Raw genomic sequence first — 18,610 nt, forward strand, 5'->3', positions numbered from 1 at the left:
GCTAGAGCGGGAAGTCGTCGGGCTCGATCTCGCGGACCAGGCCGCCCGAGGTGGGATCGGTGCGGAAGCCGAAGCGGCGCAGGTACTCGGGCTGGAAGTAGCCGGTCTCCATCCGGCGCACGCCGCGCGCCTTGAGCCGCCGCGCAAACTCGCGCATCAGGCCGTCGGCCACGCCGCGCCCGCGGAGGCGCCGCCCCACCACCAGCTTCTCCATGTGCACGCGGTCCGGCGCCACCTGCCGGTAGAAGAGCCCTCCGATCACGGTGTCCTTCGGGTCGAGGCAGAGCAGGAACTCGTGCTCGGTGGTGAAGGTCACCTGCAGGTTCGACTCGTGGAACATGTGGAGCAGCCGCGCCACCTCGCGCGGCGACACCGGGCCGCGCACCGTGAAGCGCTCCCCCGCCTCGTCGGTGAGCGCCACCACCACCTCGGTCACGTAGTGGCCGCCCGACGGCATGGAGATGAGCGCCACCTCGTCGGTGGGCGCCAGGTACCGGTACGTCATCCGCGCCAGGAAGTAGTCCTCCTCGGAGGTGGGCCGGGCCGCGCTGCGCACCGCCGCCACCTGCTCCTCGAGGTCCAGCCCGCCGGCGGGGAGCACCCGGGCCCGGTTCATGATCCGGTCGAGCGCGGCGCCCAGCTCCGGGCGCACGTTCGCGAACACGGTGTGGCGGAAGAAGCGCACCCGGGTGTCGGGCCAGGCGGTCTCGACCTCGGAGAGCCGGTAGGTGCCCCACAGCTCGCCGAGCATCTTCCCCTGGGCCTCGAACGTCGCCTGGGGGTTGACCTCCAGCCAGCGCCGGTAGCGCCGGGCCGCGAAGTGGACGCGCTGCGGGGTGAAGCCGTCCTCGCGCAGCCGCTCCAGGAACGTCTCGATGGCGACGGCGCGCCGCGAGGTCTGCGACACCTCCTCGAGCAGCGCGGTGCCGCGCTCCAGCCCGAGCGCCTCCACCACCGCGGAGAGCACGATGGCGTCGTCGGCGCCGCCCTTCAGCTCGGGGCGGGACCGCTCGATGCGCTGGATGAACGTCTCCTCGAACCGGTCGAGCAGCTCGTCGAACCCGGTGCAGGGGGAGCGGTCGGAGATGGACACCAGCCGCGCGCCGGAGTGGTAGTCGTGCGAGGGCACGATGAACGCGGCCGGCGAGGGCTCGCGCAGCGCGAGCCGCCGCCCGGTGCGGTCCCAGAACCGGACGTGCCCCTCCACCGCGGTCCACACCAGGAACGGCCAGAGGAGCTGGAGGCGCCGCGTCTCGCCCTGGCGCACCAGCCGCGCCACCTGCCGCTCCACGTCGGACCCCGGGATGAACTCCTCGGTGAAGATGCCCCACTCGGCGAAGTAGCCGCCGAACTTCTCCACCAGCGGCGGCGGCGCCCCGGCGGCGAGCAGCCAGTTCACCTCCTGGCGCAGCTCGGCGAAGGTCATGTCCTCCGCCACGTTCATGGCGAAGTCGAACACCTCGCGCGCGCGGGTGTGGATGGAGACGCGGTAGACGCTCTTGCCGTGCTGGCGGCCGAGCAGCGAGACCGCCAGGCCGCCCGGCGGGATGTCGGCGAGCGAGAGCAGCACGCCGCGCCCCAGCTCGAACACCGAGGCGCGCACGATGGTGGCGTCCTCGAAGGCCGAGAGCAGCGACGGGCGCACCTGCACCGGCACGCTGTCGTCGAACACCAGCACGTGGTGCCAGCCGTACTCGACGCCGGTCTGCGGGTCGATCGCGAGCCGCAGGTTGGGGCCGACGAAGTTGGAGAAGCCGCGGCGCAGGCGGTCCAGCTCCTCGCCGGCGCGGGCGGCCACCTCGGGATCCTCGTGCAGCGTGAGGCGGGCGAGCGGCACGCGCACGCGGCCGAAGTAGACCGGGTGCGCGATGGCGCAGGCGGTGAGCAGGCGCATCGCGCCCACCAGCAGCCGCCGGTCGGAGGGATCCGCCGGGGCGGCGTTGGCGCGGTCGGAGGCGAGGTGGGCGAGCAGCACCTGGACCTGCGCGTCGGAGAGCCCGCGCTCGCCCAGGTCGGCCAGGTCCTCGTCGCGCAGCGCCATCGCGCCCATCCGGTCGAGGAACAGGCGCACCGTGGCGAGCGTCTCGGCCGCGTCCTCGTTGGGCAGCAGCACCCGGAACGCGCGGCGCCGCACGTCCTCGTCGGGCGCCTCGGCGGCCCGGCGCAGCAGCGCGCGGCACAGCGAGGCGTGCTCGCTCTGCGCGGCGGCGAGGCCGATGTGGAGGTGGCTGATGGCGCGGCGCGCCTCGGGGCGCTCGGCGCGCAGCAGCTCGCCGGCCACGTGGATGGAGTGGAAGGTCACCTCGCCGGCGTCCACCACGTCCAGCATGTCGCGCAGCCGCTCCGGCGCCGGCGCGGGCCAGAGGCGGGCGTCGAGGCGCAGGTCGGTGGTGCCCTTCCGGCGGCGGGACACGAGCGAGAGGAACGCCTCCTCGCCCAGGAACGCGCGCAGGGCCTCGTTCCCGAGCCAGAGCGAGGGGCGGGCGAGCAGCGCGCCCAGGTCGATGACGGTGCCGTCGGCCGCGTAGCCGAGGTCGCCGATGCGGAGCGCGCCGGGCGCCGCGGGATCGGGGCCGATGCGCAGGCTGCGCTCGCCGGCGCGGAGCACGCCGGCGTCGAGCGCCACCTCGTGCTGGAGCACGCCCATCTCGCGCAGCACCCAGTTCGGGATGCGGAGGAAGAAGCCGTCGAGCGCGAGCGCGAGGTGCTTCTGCTCGTACATCCGGTCGATGAGGTCCTTCCAGTTCTTCTCGACCGCCTCGCGCTTGAAGGTGAGCTTGTGCGTCAGCTCGCCGTGCGCGTCGTCGAGGGCGCGCGGCAGCACCTGGAACGCCACCACGCGCTCGAACGGCGCCAGGAAGCGGTTCGCGCTCGCGACGAGCGACCCGAGCAGCTCGCGCTGCTCGTCGGGCGAGCGGCCCCCGACGGCGGCCGACTGCTGGTTCGGCCAGACCAGCAGCGTGTTGTACTCGCGGTGGTCGCCGACCAGGAACGCCTGCGAGATGGCCTCGAAGTCGCGGAACAGGTTCTCCACGCGCTGCGGCGCGATGGTCTGCCCCTGGCGGTTCTTGTAGATCTCCTTCTTGCGGCCGGTGATGTGGAAGTGGCCGGCCGGGTCGATGGAGACCAGGTCGCCGGTGCCGAACCAGCCCTCCGCGTCGGCGCCGTGGTCGTTCGGGCCGGGGTGGTAGTAGCCGGGCGAGACGTACGGGCCGCGGATGAGCAGCTCGCCGTCGTCGGCGCGGCGGCACTCGATGCCGGGGAGCGGCTTGCCGATGGAGCCGTCCACGTACTCGCCCACCGGCGTCATGGTCACGCCGCCGGTGGCCTCGGTCATGCCGTAGCCGGAGCAGAGCTCGGTGCCCGCGCGGTGGAACGCGCGGAACACGACCGGGTCGAGGTAGCCGGCCGCCGACAGGCCGTAGCGGAGCCGGCCGCCGGTGATGACGCGCAGGTGCGCCGCCACGTCGTCCGGGTCGTCGGAGGCGGCCTCCCAGACCGCCGCCTCGTGCAGCTCCATCCACTTCTTCGGGACCGAGATGAAGACGGTCGGCTTCACCCGCTTGAAGTCCTCGAGCAGCGACGCCTGCGCGGTGGAGCGGGCGAACACGTACGTCGCGCCCCACCACAGCGTGCCGCTCAGCTCCAGCCAGCGGCCGAACGTGTGGTACAGCGGCAGGTAGCAGAGGAAGACGTCCCCCTCGCCGACCTCGCGCAGCGCGTACCCGCGCGCCAGCCGCTTCGTCACCAGGTTCTGGTGCGTGAAGACGATGCCCTTGGGCTTCCCGGTGGTGCCCGAGGTGTACATCACGGTGGCGACGTCGCCGGACCGGACGCGGCCGGCGCGCGCCGCGCGCGCGTCGTCGTCGAAGTCCGCCCCCTGGCCGATCATCTGCTCGAGCGAGAGCAGGCCGTTGCGCTCCGCCGCCGCGCGCGAGAACACCACGATCTCGCGCAGCTCGGGCAGGGCCGGCAGCGAGGGGAGCACCTTCGCGACCTGCTCCTCGTCGGAGGCGAGCAGCACCCGCGCCCCGGAGTGCTTCAGCATGAACACCACCTGCTCGGCCACCGCGTTCGCGGGGAGCGGGTAGTCCACGATGCCGTTGGTGAGGCAGGCGAGATCGCACAGCGCCGCCTCGAGGCAGTTCTCGGAGAGGATCGCCACCCGCGCGTCGGGGTGGTCGTCCACCAGCGCCAGGACGCCGCGCGCGATGGCCCGCGTCCGCCGGGCCACGTCCGCGACCGTCAGCTCGCAGGCGTCCTGCCCGAGCACCCGGATCGCCACCGTCTTCGGGTCGGTCTCCTCGCGCGAGCGGAGCACCTCGCCGAGCGTGCAGTCGGCCCGGGCGATGACCGGGAAGAGCAGCTCCAGCCACGGGTCCACGTCGTCGGGCCGGAGCTGGCTGGTGAACAGCCGGCGGCGGGCGCCGTCGAGGAGCGCGAGCAGCGCGCGGCGCGCCTGGGCGCGGCGGGGGCCGTCCAGCCGGCCCAGCAGGATCCGGACGAGCGGCGCGACCTCCGCCCGGTCGCCGGGCCGGACGGCGGCGAGCGCCTCGCGCGTCAGCTCCAGCGTCTCGGCGTCGGGGCCGTCCGCGGCCGACCAGCGGTCGGCCAGCCCTGGGAACGGGGACTCCTGCTTGACCTGGAACATGCCCTCCCAACAAACCACGGATGTGCGGCCATGTCGACGCGCGCCGGAGGCCGCACCGCGGGTGATGCGCGCCGCGCCGCGCACGCGGGTCGCGCCCCTCCGCGCGACCCCACGGGTGCTGGAATCCGTCCGGGCGGGCGGCGTTCCGTCCGCTTACGCTTGCCCCACGTCAACGACGGGAGGCGGCATGGACATCGGGATGGTGGGCCTGGGACGGATGGGCGGCCGGATGGCCCGCAGGCTGCTCCGCGGAGGGCACCGGGTGGTCGGGTTCGACCCGGACGCGCGCGCGGTGGCGGACCTGGCGGCCGACGGCGGGGCCGGGGCCGCCTCGCTGGACGCCCTGGTGGCGGCGCTCGCCCCGCCGCGCGCGGTCTGGCTGATGGTGCCGGCGGGCGCGCCCACCGAGCAGGCGATCGCGGCGCTGGCGGAGCGGCTCGGGCCCGGCGACGTGGTGGTGGACGGGGGGAACTCCTGGTTCAAGGACGACGTGCGCCGGGCCGAGCTGCTGCGGGCGCGCGGCGTGCGGTTCCTCGACGCCGGGACGAGCGGCGGGGTGGCCGGGCTGGAGCGCGGCTACTGCCTGATGGTGGGCGGCGACCGCGAGGCGTTCGACCGGCTGGAGCCGGTGCTCCGGACGCTCGCGCCCGGCCGCGCCTCGGCGCCGCCCACGCCCGGGCGCACCGCGGGCGGGACCGCCGAGGAGGGCTACCTGTACTGCGGCCCGGCCGGCGCCGGCCACTTCGTGAAGATGATCCACAACGGCGTGGAGTACGGCCTCATGCAGGCGTACGCGGAGGGCTTCGACCTGCTGCGGGGCGCTGCCGGCGAGGGGCTGCCGGAGGCGATCCGCTACCGGCTCGACCTCGCCGAGGTGGCCGAGCTGTGGCGGCGCGGGAGCGTGGTGACCTCCTGGCTGCTCGACCTGTCCGCCGCGGCGCTGGCGCGCGACCCCGGGCTGGACGCGTTCGAGGGCGCGGTGGCCGACTCCGGCGAGGGGCGCTGGACCATCCAGGCGGCGGTGGAGGAGGGCGTGCCGGCCCCGGCGCTCTCCGCGGCGCTGTTCGCGCGCTTCCGCTCGCGCCGGGCGAACACCTTCGGCGAGAAGCTGCTGAGCGCGATGCGCCGCGGGTTCGGCGGGCACCACGAGGCGGTGAAGGGAGGCTCGCGGTGACCGCGCCCCCTGCCAGCGACCGCCCCGGCGACCCCTGCGCGTTCGTGATCTTCGGCGCGATGGGCGACCTCGCCCGGCGCAAGCTCCTGCCGTCGCTCTACAACCTGCGCCTGAACGGGCTGCTGCCGCGCGACTTCGCCATCGTGGGCGTCTCGCGCCGGGCGCTCGACGACGCCGCCTACCGCGACGCGGTCACCGGCGCGCTCCGCACCTTCGCGACGCGGCCGGTGGACGACGCGATCTGGTCGGAGTACGCCGAGCGCGTCCACCACGTGCAGGGGGACTTCGAGGACCCCGCCACCTACGAGCGGATCGGCGGCGCGCTCGCGCACGCGGCGCAGAAGCACGGGACCGCGGGCAACGCGCTGTTCTACCTGGCCACGCCGCCCACCGAGTTCTGCCACATCGTGCGCGGGCTGGGCGCGGCGGGGCTGCTCGGGGAGAGCGCGGGGTGGCGGCGGGTGGTGATCGAGAAGCCGTTCGGCCGCGACCTCGACTCGGCGGCGGCGCTGAACCGCGAGCTCGCCACGGTGGTGCGCGAGGAGCAGATCTACCGGATCGATCACTACCTCGGGAAGGAGACGGTCCAGAACCTGATGGTGTTCCGGTTCGCGAACGGCATCTTCGAGCCGATCTGGAACCGCCGCTACGTGGACCACGTGCAGGTCACGGTGGCCGAGGAGCTGGGGGTGGAGGGGCGGGGCGACTACTACGAGCAGGCCGGCGCGCTCCGCGACATCGTCCAGAACCACATCCTGCAGCTGCTCACGCTCGTGGCGATGGAGCCGCCCTCCACGCTCGGCGCCGAGGCAGTGCGCAACGAGAAGACCAAGGTGCTGGAGTCGATCCGGCCCATGTCGCCGGAGGACGTGCTGCGGAACACGGTGCGCGGCCAGTACGGCGAGGGCTACCTGGGCGGCCAGAAGGTGCCCGGGTACCGGGCCGAGCCGAGCGTGTCGCCGGCCTCGCAGACCGAGACCTACGCCGCGCTGAAGCTCCAGGTGGAGAACTGGCGCTGGGCCGGGGTGCCGTTCTACGTGCGCGCCGGCAAGCGGCTCGCGCGGCGCGACACGCAGATCTCCATCCAGTTCCGGCGGCCGCCGCTGCTCCTGTTCCAGGAGGCGGGCGTGGAGGGCATCGAGCCGAACCGGCTCGACATCCTCATCCAGCCGGAGGAGGCCATCTGCATCTCCATGAAGGCGAAGCGGCCCGGGCCGTCGATCCAGCTCCAGCCGGTGCGGCTCGACTTCAGCTACGCCGACTTCGGCGGCCTGCCGCCCGCCACCGGGTACGAGCGGCTGCTCCACGACGCCATGATCGGCGACGCGACGCTGTTCCACCGCGCCGACATGGTGGAGGCGAGCTGGCGCATCGCCACCCCGGTGCTCGACGTCTGGTCCACGCTGCCGGCGCGCGACTTCCCCAACTACGCCGCCGGGAGCTGGGGACCCGCGACGGCGAGCGAGCTGCTCGCGCGCGACGGGCGGCGCTGGGCGGACCGGGAGTGAGCGCCGTGGCGCCTCCGCCAGGGCCCACGCTGGTGCGCGCCGCCGACCCGGCGGGGCTGGCGCGCGCCGCCGCCGAGGAGGTGGCGCGGCGCGCCGGCGAGGCCGTGGCCGCGCGGGGGCGCTTCGCGGTCGCGCTCGCGGGCGGGAGCACGCCGCGGGCGCTGTACGAGGTCCTCGCGGATCCGGCGGCGCCCTGGCGCGGCCGGGTGCCGTGGGCGCGCACGGAGGTGTGGTTCGGCGACGAGCGCTGCGTCCCGCCGGACCACCCCGACTCGAACTACCGCATGGCGCGCGAGGCCCTGCTCGACCGCGTCGCGCCCGCCGCGGTCCACCGCATCGAGGGCGAGCGGCCGCCCGCGGAGGCGGCCGCGCGGTACGAGGCGGCGCTGCGGCGGGCCGCCGAGCCCGACGGAGCCCCGCCGCGCCTCGACCTCGTGCTGCTCGGGCTCGGGGCCGACGGCCACACCGCGTCGCTGTTCCCGGGCAGCCCGGCGCTGGACGAGCGGGCGCGCTGGGTGGCGGCGCCGTTCGTGCCCGCGGTGGGCGCTCACCGCGTCACGCTCACGCTGCCGGTGCTGGAGCGGGCCCGCGCGATCGCGTTCCTCGTGTCGGGTGCCGGCAAGCGCGCCGCGCTCGGGCGGCTCCTGGCCGCCGGGCCGCCCGCGATCCCGGCGGCGCGGGTGCGCCCGCTCGACGGCGCGCTGCTCGTGCTCGCGGACGAGGCGTCCCTGGCGTAGCGGCGGGCGCCCGGGCGGGGTCGCGCCGCGCCGGGGCCCGGCCGCTCGCCCGCCGAGGCGGCGTCGGAGGGACCCCGCGGCCGGTGCGTCCTCCTGGCGCAGGGTCCCCCGCAGGCGGTTGGAGGGCCAACCGACCGGACATAGGATGGTCCGATGCGCGCGGTCTTGAAGGTCCTCGTCCCGCTGATGCTCCTCCTGGGCGCCATCGCCTGGGGGGCGTCGGTCCTCGTGGAGCACACGGCCCGGCGCTGGTTCGACCGCGACACGCGCATGCGGGCGGAGCTGGCGGTCTCCGGGGCCCGGGACGGGCTGGAGCGGGCGCTCCGCAAGGGGGAGCGTGCGCGGGTGCGCCGCATCCTCGGCGAGGTGGCCCGGGACGAGCGGGTGCTCGGCGCGGCGGCCTGCGATCCCGAGGGCGCGCTCGTCGCGAGCACGTCCGAGTATCCGGCGCCGTTCGACTGCGGCCGGATCCGGGCGCACGCCTCCGCGGGCGCGGCCTCGCCCACCACATGGGCGTTCGAGGCGCCCTACGGCGACAGCCGCGTGCACCTCACCGCGGTGCCGCTGGCGGACGCGGACGGGCCGCTCGGGTTCGTGGCGCTGGTGCACGACATGAGCTGGGTGGCGACGCGCGAGGAGCAGACGCGCGGGTTCCTGGCGGTCGCGTTCGCGATCGTGGCGCTGGCCGCGGCGGTCGCGACCACGCTCGCGGCGCGCTTCTCGTGGCGCGGGTGGAGCGCGGAGCTGCAGCGCGTGCTCCGGGCGACCTGGCTGATGCCGGGGCCGTCGGCCCCGCCGCGCACCCGGCGCGAGTTCCAGCCGCTGCTGTCCGACGTGCGCGCCCTGGTCTCGGAGCTCGCGGCGGAGCAGTCGGAGGGCAGGGCGGGGCTCTGGTCGCCGGCGCGGCTGCGCGACGCGCTCGCCCGGCACCTCCCCGGCAGCGAGGTGATCGTGGTCGCCAACCGCGAGCCCTACATCCACGAGCGGCGCGACGGGACGCTCCGGGTGCAGCACCCGGCCAGCGGCCTCGTCACCGCGCTGGAGCCGGTGGTCCACGCCACCGGCGGCACCTGGATCGCGCACGGCAGCGGCTCGGCCGACCGGGAGGTGGTGGACCGGCACGCCCGCGTGCGCGTGCCGCCCGACGACCCCGCCTACACGCTGCGGCGCGTGTGGCTCACCGCGGCGGAGGAGGAGGGCTACTACTACGGCTTCTCGAACGAGGGGCTGTGGCCGCTGTGCCACGTGGCGCACACCCGGCCGACGTTCCGCGGCGCCGACTTCGCCGCCTACCGCGACGCGAACCGCAAGTTCGCCGACGCGGTGTGCGAGGAGGCGACCGGCCCGGATCCGGTGGTGCTGGTGCAGGACTACCACTTCGCGCTGCTGCCCCGGATGATCCGCGAGCGGCTGCCGCGCGCGACCATCATCACGTTCTGGCACATCCCGTGGCCCAACTCCGAGCGCTTCGGGATCTGCCCGTGGGGCCCCGAGATCCTGGAGGGCATGCTCGGCTCGAGCATCCTCGGGTTCCACGTCCAGGCGCACTGCAACAACTTCCTCGACTCGGTGGACCGCTACCTGGAGGCGCGGCTCGACCGCGAGCGCCAGAGCGTGGTGCTGGGCGGCCAGGAGACGCTGGTCCGCGCCTACCCGATCTCGATCGACTGGCCCACCCGCTGGGCGGCGGACGCGCCCGCCGCGCCCATCTGCCGCGAGCGCGTCTTCGCCGACCTCGGCCTCGCGCCCGACGCGCTGCTGGGCGTCGGCATCGACCGGCTCGACTACACGAAGGGCATCGAGGAGCGGCTGCTGGCGGTGGAGCGGCTGCTGGAGCGCTTCCCGCAGTTCCGGGGCCGGTTCACGTTCGCGCAGCTCGCCGCGCCCAGCCGCACGCGCATCCCGCGCTACCAGGAGCTGAACCGGAGCGTGGAGGAGGTGGCGCAGCGGGTGAACGAGCGGTTCGGCGAGGGCTCCTACCGGCCCATCGTGCTGCTCCGGGAGCACCACGAGCCGCCCACGGTGTTCCGCTACTACCGCGCCGCGGACCTCTGCTACGTCTCCTCGCTGCACGACGGCATGAACCTGGTCGCGAAGGAGTTCGTGGCCGCCCGCGACGACGAGGCGGGGGTGCTCGTGCTCTCCCGCTTCACCGGCGCGTCGCGCGAGCTGGGCGAGGCGCTGCTGGTGAACCCGTACGATCTCGAGGAGGCCAGCTCGGCGCTGGCCGCGGCGCTGGCCATGCCGCGCGAGGAGCAGCGCGAGCGCATGCGGGCGCTGCGCACCTTCGTGTCCGAGTTCAACGTGTACCGCTGGGCCGGGCGCATGCTGGTGGACGCGGGCCGGCTGCGCAAGCGCGACCGCGTCTCCGGGCGCATCACGGTGCCGTTCCGGACCGTGCCGGGCGAGGCCGGCGGGCGGCGCTGAGCGCGGGGCCGGGGCTCAGTCGCAGTCGCCCTCCGGGCAGCGCCCGGAGCGGTGCGGCGCCGGGCCGCTCAGGCCCAGCGCGGCGTTGACCAGCGCCACGTGCGAGAACGCCTGCGGGAAGTTGCCCACCAGCCGGCGCTGGACCGGGTCCCACTGCTCGGCGAGCAGCCCGACGTCGTTCGCGAGCCCCACCACGCGCTCGAAGTAGCGGGCCGCCTCGGCGTGCCGCCCCTGCATGCGGAGCGCGTCCGAGAGCCAGAGCGTGCACGCCAGGAACACCCCCTCGCCGGGCGGGAGGCCGTCCACGCCGGTGCGGCTGTCGTACCGGTGCACCAGGCCGCCCTCGGTCAGCTCGCGCTCGATCGCGGCGATCGTCCCGCCCACGCGCGGATCGGTGATCGGCAGGAACCCCACCTGCGGCACCAGGAGCAGGCTGGCGTCGAGCGCCTTCGACCCGAACGCCTGCGTGAACGCGCCGCGCTCCGCGTCGTAGCCGCGGGCGCACACCTCCGCGTGGATGCGCGCCCGCAGCGCCCGCCAGCGATCGAGCGGGCCGTCGAGCCGCCCGGCGCGCGCCGAGCGCAGCGCGCGGTCCACCGCCACCCAGGCCATGACCTTCGAGTGCGTGAAGTCCCGGCGCGGCCCGCGGATCTCCCAGATGCCCTCGTCGGGATCGTCCCAGTGCGACTCGAGCCAGTCGAGCAGCGCGCGCTGCACGGTCCAGGCATCGGCGCTGAAGGGGAGGCCGGACAGGTGCGCCTGGTGCAGGCAGTCCAGCACCTCGCCGAACACGTCGAGCTGGAGCTGCGAGGAGGCGGCGTTGCCGATCCGCACCGGGCGCGCGCCCTCGTAGCCCGGGAGCCACGGCAGCTCGAGCTCGGTGAGCCGCCGCTCGCCCGCGATGCCGTACATGATCTGCAGGTCCTCCGGCTGGCCCGCGACCGCGCGCAGCAGCCAGTCGCGCCAGGCGCGCGCCTCGTCCACGTAGCCGGCGCCCATGAGCGCGAGGAGCGTGAAGGTGGCGTCGCGCAGCCAGCAGAACCGGTAGTCCCAGTTGCGCACGCCCCCGGGCGCCTCCGGGAGCGAGGTGCTGGGCGCGGCCACGATCCCGCCGGTGCGCGCGTAGGTGAGCGCCTTCAGCACCACCAGCGACTGCACCAGCAGCGCGTGCCAGCGGCCGCCCGCGGTGCAGCGCCCCGACCAGCGGCGCCACCACGCCTCGGTCGCCTCCAGCGCCGCGCCGGGCTCCGGCGGCGTGGGCGCGGGCTCGTGCGACGGGTGCCAGGTGAGCACGAACGGCGCCGACTCGCCGGCGGCCACCGCGAACCGGGCGCGGATGGTGCCGTGCTCGGCGCGGAGCGGGACCTCGCCGATGAGGTGCAGCGTGTCCGGGCCGGCGCTCGCGGAGAGGTGGCGCCCCCGGCCGCGGATCCACGGGCGGCGCGCCCCGTACCCGAAGCGCGGCGAGAGCTCCAGGTCGAGCTCCACCCGCCCGCGGAGCCCCTGGACCAGGCGCACCAGGTCGGGCGCGGCGCCGCGCGGCGGCATGAAGTCCACGATCCGCACCGCGCCCTCGGCGGTGGACAGCTCGGTGTCGAGCACCAGCGTGCCCGGCCGGTAGGCGCGGCGCACCGCGCGCACCTCGCCCGCCGGGCGGAGGGAGAAGCGGCCGTGCTCCGGCGCGCCGAGGAGCGCGGCGAAGCAGGCGTCGGAGTCGAAGCGGGGCCAGCACAGCCAGTCCACCGAGCCGTCCCGCCCGACGAGCGCCGCGCTCTGCGCGTCGCCGACCATCGCGTACTCTTCCAGCCGCTGCGCCACCCGGCACCTCCGCGGCGGTCCGGCCCGGCCGGCGGCGGCATGCCGCGCGGCCCGGGACCCTCCGCCCGTCGCCCCATCCCAATGGATGCGCCCGGCCGCGCGCCGGTGCGCGCGGGAGATGGGGCGCAGCAGGAGGGCGCTCGTCAGGCGCCGGCAGGGTGGCGAGCAGGCGGATCGGCGATCGCCTGCAGGAACACCCGCGCGATCTCCGCCTCGCCGACGTAGCCGGTCACCCGGCCACCCTCGAGCACCGGCAGCTGGCGCAGCCCGCTGTCCACCAGCAGCTCGCCCACGCGGGCGAGCGTGGTCTCGGGCGCCACCGCGGTCCACCGCGCCGCCACGTCGGCGAGCACCGCCCAGCCGAGGTGCGGGTCGGCGGCGGCCGCGCGGATCGCGTCCACGTCGGCGATCCCCGCCCACGCGCCGGCGGGGCCGAGCAGCGGCAGCACGCGCTGGCGGGAGGTGTGGCCGGCCGCCGCCAGCCCCTCGGCGAGCCGCGCGCCCGCCTCGGCCGGCCCGGCCTCGGCGGGCACCGCCACGTCGCGGACGGTGACGCGGGCGAGCAGGTCGCGGGCGCGCAGCTCCGGGTGCGCCGGCGACTCGCGCTGGTTGCGCGGCTGCGCGGGGTAGAGCGTCCAGCGCCGCAGCGCCACGTATGCCACGCCGATGGAGAGCATCATGGGGACGAGCAGGTCGTAGCTGCCGGCCAGCTCCGACACCAGCACCAGCGCCGAGAGCGGCACGTGCGCCAGCCCGCCGTACAGCGTGCCCATCCCCACCAGCACGAACGCGGCCGGCTGGAGCGTGGGATCGCCGGTGAGGAGCGCGGCCCCGTGGCCGAACGCCGCGCCCAGCAGGCCGCCGATGGTGAGCGCCGGGGCGAAGTCGCCGGCGGAGCCGCCCGAGCCGATGGTGAGCGAGGCCGCCACCACCTTCGCGGCGGCGAGGCCGAGCAGGAGGACGACCAGCGACCACCCGGGCTGCATGCCCGGGGAGCCGGCGATGGCGGCCTGCACCGCGCCGTAGCCGCCGCCGAGCAGCCCGATGCCGCGGTCCTCGGCGCCGTACAGGTGACCGACGAGCAGGATGATCGCGGTGGCGAACCCGCCCATGAGCAGCCCGCCCACGGCCGGCCGCAGCCAGGCCGGCCCGGGCAGCCGCCGGAACACCCGCGCCACCGTGCGCAGGCTCACCGCGAACGCCACCGCGCCGAGCGAGACGAGGAGCGCGAGCAGCGCGTACAGCGGGAGGTGGCGCGGCACGAACGGGAACGCCGGGAGGCGGCCGAACAGCGTGGCCTCGCCGTAGATGGACGCGACCAGCGAGTACGCGACCACGCTCGCCAGGATGGCGGGCACCAGGGCGTCGGACTCGAAGTCGTCGCGGTAGAGCATCTCGACCGCGAGCAGGGCGGCCCCGAGCGGCGTCCGGAAGACCGCCGAGATGCCGGCCGCCACCCCCGCGACCATCAGGATGCGCCGCTCGCGCGGGCTGGTGGGCAGCAGCCGGCCGGTGAGCGCGCCGAGCGCGCCGCCGATCTGCATGGTCGGCCCCTCGCGGCCGCCCGCGCCGCCGGTGGCGAGCGTCAGGACCGACGCGAGCGCCTTCACCGGCGCCACCCGCGCGCGCATGCGCGCGCCGTGGAGGTGGTAGGCGTCGATGGTGGCGTCGCCGCCGCCGCCCCCGCACTCGGGCGCGAGCTTCGCGGTGACGAGCCCGCTCGCCAGCCCGCCGAGCGCGGGCAGCAGGACCAGCACCCAGGGGCGCAGGGGTCCGGCCGGCTCCCTCCCGAAGACGAGCTCGCCGGCGGCGCGGAGCGGCAGGTACCCGGCGAGCCCGCCGAGCAGCAGGCGCTGCCCGAGCTCGAGCGCGGCGAAGAAGCCCGCGCCCACCAGGCCCGCCACGCAGCCCAGCACCGCCGCGTGCAGCAGGGTGCGGCCCAGGAGCCGGAGGTCGAGGGGGCCGCCGAGCGGCGTCATCCACGCCAGGCCGGCGCGCAGGGCGCGGGCGGTGAGCGGCCTTCGGTCCTCCCGCGCTGGGTCCGGCATGGGTCCGGGCATTCTATTCGCGGCCGCTCGGGGGGCGAGCGCGGCGTTCAACCCCGCGAACTTTCATGTGGGTGTACCATATGGGGCGTGGCGCCCGGCTGGATGGTGCCTAACGTGGCGTTCACCAGGGCGGCCGCCCGGGGTGGGGTCCAGGGGTGGATCGGGGACCCGGGCGGCGCCGAGACGGCCGGACACGTTCCGGGGAAGGAAGCAGAGCCCATGCCTCACATCGACGTCGAGATCCTCACGCCGTTCACCGCCAAGTACCTGGAGGGCCGCAGCCTGACGCCCGCCGAGCGCGCGGAGGTGCTCCGGCTGGCCCAGGGTTTCGCGTGCAAGGACTCCGCGGCCGCCGCCAACGTCTCCCCCGAGACCATCCGGGCCCGCCGCAAGCGCATCTACCGCAAGCTGGACGTCCCCGGCTCCGGCGAGCTGATCTCCGAGCTGCTGGCGCTCTCGCTCCGCATGCTCGCCGCCGGCGAGCGGATCGAGCCGCGCCCGGTCGCCCCCGCGCAGCCGCAGGACCCGGCCGCCGCGAGCGCGCCGACGCTCATCGCGGCCCGCTGAGCCGGCGCGGGCGAGCGGACCGGCGCGCCGGCGCACGCGCGTGCGCGCGCTGCGCGGCGGCGCCCTCGCCCCGCCTCCGGGTCCCCCCCACAGACGTGCGCTCCGCCCGGTGGGCGGGCGTACAATCGGACTGGTCCAGCCGGCGCCCGCCGCGGACCGGGGCCGAGCGCCGGGGGATCCGGAGGTGCGCCATGGCCGGCTGGAAGAAGATCTGCTGCGCGGTCGATTTCTCGGAGCCGTCGCGCCGCGCGATGCACGAGGCGGCGGAGCTCGCCCGCCTCATGGGTGCGGAGCTGACGCTGCTGCACGTCTACGTCTCGCCGCCGGCGATGGCGACGGACATGCTGGTCGCCGCCCGCGACCTCGGGCCGATCATCGCCGAGGAGGTCGAGGGGACCGTCACGGCCTGGCGCGGCGAGGCGGAGCGGCTCCTCGGCGCGCCGGTGTCCACGCACGTCGCCCCGGGCCAGCCGGAGGACGAGATCCCCCGCTTCGCCGCGGAGCACGGGACGGATCTCCTGGTGATCGCCACCCACGGCCGGAGCGGCCTCCGCCGGCTGGTGCTGGGCTCGGTGGCGGAGGCGGTGGCCCGCCGGGCGCCGTGCCCGGTGCTGGTGGTGCGGAGCGGCGCCGAGGCGGCGCACGAGGACGTCGCGGCCGAGGCCGCGCAGTACCACTGACCCCGGCCTGCCCCGCCGCGCCGGCGCGGGCGGGAGGCCGGGAAGGGCGCGCACCGGCGCGCCCGGGGAGGCGCCATGCGGTCCTGGCACCGGATCCTCTGCGCGGTCGATCTCAGCGAGGCGTCGCGCGCCACGGTCACGACGGCCGCGGACCTGGCCCATCGCACCGGCGCCGAGCTGGCGCTGGTGCACGTCCACGAGCCGCTCGCGAGGGCGGAGGCGCGCGCGGCGGCCCGCGATCCCGCGCGGCTGGAGGCGCAGGCGCAGCGGCTCGGCGCGGAGCTGCAGCGCTGGCGCGGCGTCGCGCAGGGCATGGTGGGCAGGCCGGTGCGGGCGCTGCTCGCGAGCGGCGGCGCGGCGGGCGAGATCCTGCGGGAGCTGGGCGAGGGCGGGTACGATCTGGTGGTGATCGGCGCGCACCCGCACCGGCGCCTCGGGCGCACCGTGGGCGGCGCGGTGGCGGCGCGCGTGGTGCGCGAGGCGCCGTGCCAGGTGCTGGTCGCGCACCAGCCCGCGCACGCCGTCGAGGCGGCCGCCGCCCTCTGAGGCGGCCGGCGGCCCCGGGAGCGCGGAGGTCAGGGGCGCGGCTCCTCCCCGCGGGAGGACGCCGCGAACGCCCGCGCCCTCGCGGCCAGCGCGTCCAGGCTGGCGGCCACGCGCGCGTCGAGCGTGCCCACCGGGAACCGGCCCTCCGCGTCGGGCGCGCCGGGCGGCAGCCCCGTCAGCAGCTCCATGCCTTCCTCCACCGTCTCGACCGGGAAGATCCGGAACCGCTCCTCGGCCACCGCGGCGAGCACCTCGTCGCGGAGCACGAGGTGCGGCACGTTCGCGGCCGGCACCAGCACGCCCTGCTCGCCGGTGAGCCCGCGCGCCCGGCAGACCTCGAAGAAGCCCTCCACCTTCTCGGTGACGCCGCCCACCGCCTGCACGCGCCCGAGCTGGTCCACCGAGCCGGTCACCGCGAGCGACTGGCGGAGGGGCGTCTCGGCGATCGCCGACAAGAGCGCGTACAGCTCGGCCGACGAGGCGCTGTCGCCCTCCACGCCGCCGTAGGACTGCTCCATCACCAGCGTGGCCGCGAGCGTGAGCGGTCGGCCGCGGCAGTACCGGCCGCCGAGGTAGCCGGCCAGGATCAGCACGCCCTTCGAGTGCAGCGGCCCGCCCAGCTCGACCTCGCGCTCGATGTCCACCACCTCGCCGCGCCCGAGCCGGACCCGGGCGCTGATGCGGGTGGGGCGCCCGAACGCCACGCCGCCGGAGGACGCCACCGAGAGCCCGTTCACCTGGCCGACGCGCGCGCCCGCGGTCTCGACCCGCAGCGTCCCCCGCAGCACCTCCTCCAGCAGCCGCTCGCGGATCCGCCCGGAGCGCCGCTCGTGGGCGCGGGCGGCGCGCTCCACGTCCGCCGGCGCCACCGCCGGCCGCCCGTCGGCCGCGGCGCGGTGGTCCGCCTCGCGCAGCAGGTCCTCCAGCGAGGACACGTCGGCGCTGATGCGGGTCGCGTCGCCGGCGCGGCGGCAGGACTCCCGCAGCACGCGCTCCACCGCGGGGCGGTCCAGCGGCCGCAGCCCGCCCCGGCGCGCGATGGTCGCCACCAGCCGGGCGAAGCCGAGGTCGGCGTCGGCCGACCGCGCGATCTCGTCCTCGAAGTCCGCCTGGATCCGGAACAGCTGCGAGAACTCCGGGTCGTACAGGCAGAGCAGGTGGTGCAGGAGCCGGTCGCCGATGAGCACCACCTTCACCTCCAGCGGGATGGGCTGGGGCTCGAGGGTGGAGGTGCCGCCCAGGCCGAGGAGCCGCTCGGGCGGCTCGATGCGGATCTCGCGGGAGCGGAGCGCCCGCTTCAGCTCGTCCCAGGCGAACGGCTGCGCCAGCAGCCGCCGCGCGTCGAGGATCAGCCAGCCGCCGTTGGCCCGGTGGAGCGCCCCGGACCGGATCAGGGTGAAGTCGGTGACCAGGGTGCCGAAGTGCGCGTGGTGCTCGACGCGGCCGGCCAGGTTCGCGACGTTGGGCAGGTCCTCGAACACCACCGGCGCGCCGGCCTGGTCGGAGCGATCCACCATCACGTTCACGCCGTACCGGCGCAGCGCCGGGGTCTCGGAGAGGAGCTTGCGCACCTGCGAGGGCACGTCGCCGTCGCCCTCGGCGCCGGACAGGAACTCCTGCACGTTGTCCACCACGTCGCGCTCGACCGCGGCGAGGTGGTCGAGCACCTCCGGGAGGTCGGCCCACCGGCGGCGCACGTCCTCCAGCAGCCCGCCGGCCGCGGCCAGCGCCGCCTCGCGGTTGGCGGCCTTCACCCGCTCGCGGTGGCGCCGCTCCAGCGCGGGCATCCCGCGCAGCACCGCCTGCAGCTCGTCCTGGAGCCGCTCGATGTCGCGCTTGAAGCGCTCCTGCACGTCGTCCGGGAGCTGGCGGAACGCGTCCGGCTCCACCACCGCGCCGTCGTGCACCGGCGCGAAGCCGTAGCCCACCGGCGTCCGGGCCAGGGCCACGCTGCACGCCTCGGCGTGGCGGCGCACCTCCTCGATGGCGCGCTCGCGCGCCTCCTCCAGCTCCTTCTCCAGCGCCTGGAGGCGCGCCCGGTGGTGCGGGCTCTCGAACGCCGCGGGGAGGGCGAGCCGGAGCTCATCGATGAGCCGGTCCAGGTCGGCGCGCAGCGCGACCGCGCGCCCGGGCGGCAGCTCCACCGCCCTCGGCCGGCGGGGATCCCCGAAGCCGTTCAGGTAGCACCAGTCCGACGGGGTGGGCGCGTCCAGCGCGGCCCGCTCCAGGCGGCGGCGCACCAGCGCGCGCTTCCCCGCGCCCGGGGGGCCGGTGACGAACACGTTCCCGCCCTCGCCGTGGATCGCCACCGCGAGCGCCAGCGCCTCCACCGCGCGCGCCTGCCCCAGCGGCTCGTCGAGATCCTCGAGGTCCTCGGTCGTCTGGAACGCGACCTCAGGGGCGAGCCCCCGGTCCCGCAGCGCCCCGGCCGACAGCGGCGCGATCGCCATGCGA

11 protein-coding genes are annotated in these 18,610 nt (G+C 76.1%); 7 read left to right on the top strand and 4 right to left on the bottom strand.

Going from position 1 to position 18,610, the window contains the following annotated elements:
- Nucleotide 1: 1 nt before the first annotated feature.
- Nucleotides 2–4,651, bottom strand: a complete 4,650-nt coding sequence (locus tag ACOQFB_RS09055; RefSeq protein ID WP_421610337.1) for a GNAT family N-acetyltransferase — start codon at nt 4,649–4,651, stop codon at nt 2–4.
- A 64-nt stretch (nt 4,652–4,715) separates the two neighbouring features.
- On the opposite strand from ACOQFB_RS09055, the gene gnd reads away from it, so the two are divergent.
- The 4 genes from gnd (at nt 4,716) to ACOQFB_RS09075 (ending at nt 10,497) form a co-directional block, all read left to right on the top strand.
- Nucleotides 4,716–5,825 (top strand): phosphogluconate dehydrogenase (NAD(+)-dependent, decarboxylating), encoded by a 1,110-nt coding sequence (gnd, locus tag ACOQFB_RS09060; protein WP_421610338.1) that lies wholly within the window; start codon nt 4,716–4,718, stop codon nt 5,823–5,825.
- A complete protein-coding gene (gene zwf, locus ACOQFB_RS09065; protein WP_421610339.1) occupies nt 5,822–7,333 on the top strand; it encodes a glucose-6-phosphate dehydrogenase in 1,512 nt (503 codons plus the stop codon). The genes gnd and zwf overlap by 4 nt, the downstream gene beginning before the upstream one ends.
- Before the next feature lie 5 nt (nt 7,334–7,338).
- A complete protein-coding gene (gene pgl, locus ACOQFB_RS09070; RefSeq protein ID WP_421610340.1) occupies nt 7,339–8,070 on the top strand; it encodes a 6-phosphogluconolactonase in 732 nt (243 codons plus the stop codon).
- A 153-nt stretch (nt 8,071–8,223) separates the two neighbouring features.
- Nucleotides 8,224–10,497, top strand: a complete 2,274-nt coding sequence (locus ACOQFB_RS09075; RefSeq protein WP_421610341.1) for an alpha,alpha-trehalose-phosphate synthase (UDP-forming) — start codon at nt 8,224–8,226, stop codon at nt 10,495–10,497.
- Between the two features lie 15 nt (nt 10,498–10,512).
- Here the strand turns inward: ACOQFB_RS09075 and ACOQFB_RS09080 are convergent, their stop codons facing one another.
- Together ACOQFB_RS09080 and ACOQFB_RS09085 are read right to left on the bottom strand one after the other, a co-directional pair.
- Complete coding sequence (locus ACOQFB_RS09080; protein WP_421610342.1) at nt 10,513–12,315, bottom strand: glycoside hydrolase family 15 protein; 1,803 nt, start codon at nt 12,313–12,315, stop codon at nt 10,513–10,515.
- A gap of 143 nt (nt 12,316–12,458) precedes the next feature.
- Nucleotides 12,459–14,363: a chloride channel protein gene (locus ACOQFB_RS09085; RefSeq protein WP_421610343.1), complete on the bottom strand. Its 1,905-nt coding sequence runs from the start codon at nt 14,361–14,363 to the stop codon at nt 12,459–12,461.
- Nucleotides 14,364–14,582: 219 nt separating this feature from the next.
- Between ACOQFB_RS09085 and ACOQFB_RS09090 the strand changes: the two genes are divergently transcribed.
- The 3 genes from ACOQFB_RS09090 (at nt 14,583) to ACOQFB_RS09100 (ending at nt 16,156) form a co-directional block, all read left to right on the top strand.
- The gene (locus ACOQFB_RS09090; protein ID WP_059436793.1) at nt 14,583–14,930 is read left to right on the top strand and encodes a LuxR C-terminal-related transcriptional regulator; all 348 of its coding nucleotides are present in this window, start codon (nt 14,583–14,585) and stop codon (nt 14,928–14,930) included.
- Between the two features lie 191 nt (nt 14,931–15,121).
- Nucleotides 15,122–15,610, top strand: a complete 489-nt coding sequence (locus tag ACOQFB_RS09095) for a universal stress protein (protein ID WP_059436794.1) — start codon at nt 15,122–15,124, stop codon at nt 15,608–15,610.
- 75 nt (nt 15,611–15,685) lie between these two features.
- Nucleotides 15,686–16,156, top strand: coding sequence for a universal stress protein (locus tag ACOQFB_RS09100; RefSeq protein WP_059436795.1), 471 nt, complete (start codon nt 15,686–15,688; stop codon nt 16,154–16,156).
- Between the two features lie 29 nt (nt 16,157–16,185).
- Here ACOQFB_RS09100 and ACOQFB_RS09105 read toward each other — a convergent pair whose 3' ends face one another.
- Nucleotides 16,186–18,606, bottom strand: a complete 2,421-nt coding sequence (locus tag ACOQFB_RS09105; RefSeq protein WP_421610344.1) for a Lon protease family protein — start codon at nt 18,604–18,606, stop codon at nt 16,186–16,188.
- Nucleotides 18,607–18,610 lie beyond the last annotated feature (4 nt).

The organism is Anaeromyxobacter sp. Red801 (assembly GCF_049201065.2).
GTDB lineage: Bacteria > Myxococcota > Myxococcia > Myxococcales > Anaeromyxobacteraceae > Anaeromyxobacter.

Coding starts and splice junctions, on each gene's coding strand:
- ACOQFB_RS09055 (WP_421610337.1), bottom strand. CDS start 4,651: ATGTTCCAGGTCAAGCAGGAGTCCCCGTTCCCAGGGCTGGCCGACCGC.
- gnd (WP_421610338.1), top strand. CDS start 4,716: ATGCGCGCCGCGCCGCGCACGCGGGTCGCGCCCCTCCGCGCGACCCCA.
- ACOQFB_RS09075 (WP_421610341.1), top strand. CDS start 8,224: ATGCGCGCGGTCTTGAAGGTCCTCGTCCCGCTGATGCTCCTCCTGGGC.
- ACOQFB_RS09085 (WP_421610343.1), bottom strand. CDS start 14,363: ATGCCGGACCCAGCGCGGGAGGACCGAAGGCCGCTCACCGCCCGCGCC.
- ACOQFB_RS09090 (WP_059436793.1), top strand. CDS start 14,583: ATGCCTCACATCGACGTCGAGATCCTCACGCCGTTCACCGCCAAGTAC.
- ACOQFB_RS09095 (WP_059436794.1), top strand. CDS start 15,122: ATGGCCGGCTGGAAGAAGATCTGCTGCGCGGTCGATTTCTCGGAGCCG.
- ACOQFB_RS09100 (WP_059436795.1), top strand. CDS start 15,686: ATGCGGTCCTGGCACCGGATCCTCTGCGCGGTCGATCTCAGCGAGGCG.
- ACOQFB_RS09105 (WP_421610344.1), bottom strand. CDS start 18,606: ATGGCGATCGCGCCGCTGTCGGCCGGGGCGCTGCGGGACCGGGGGCTC.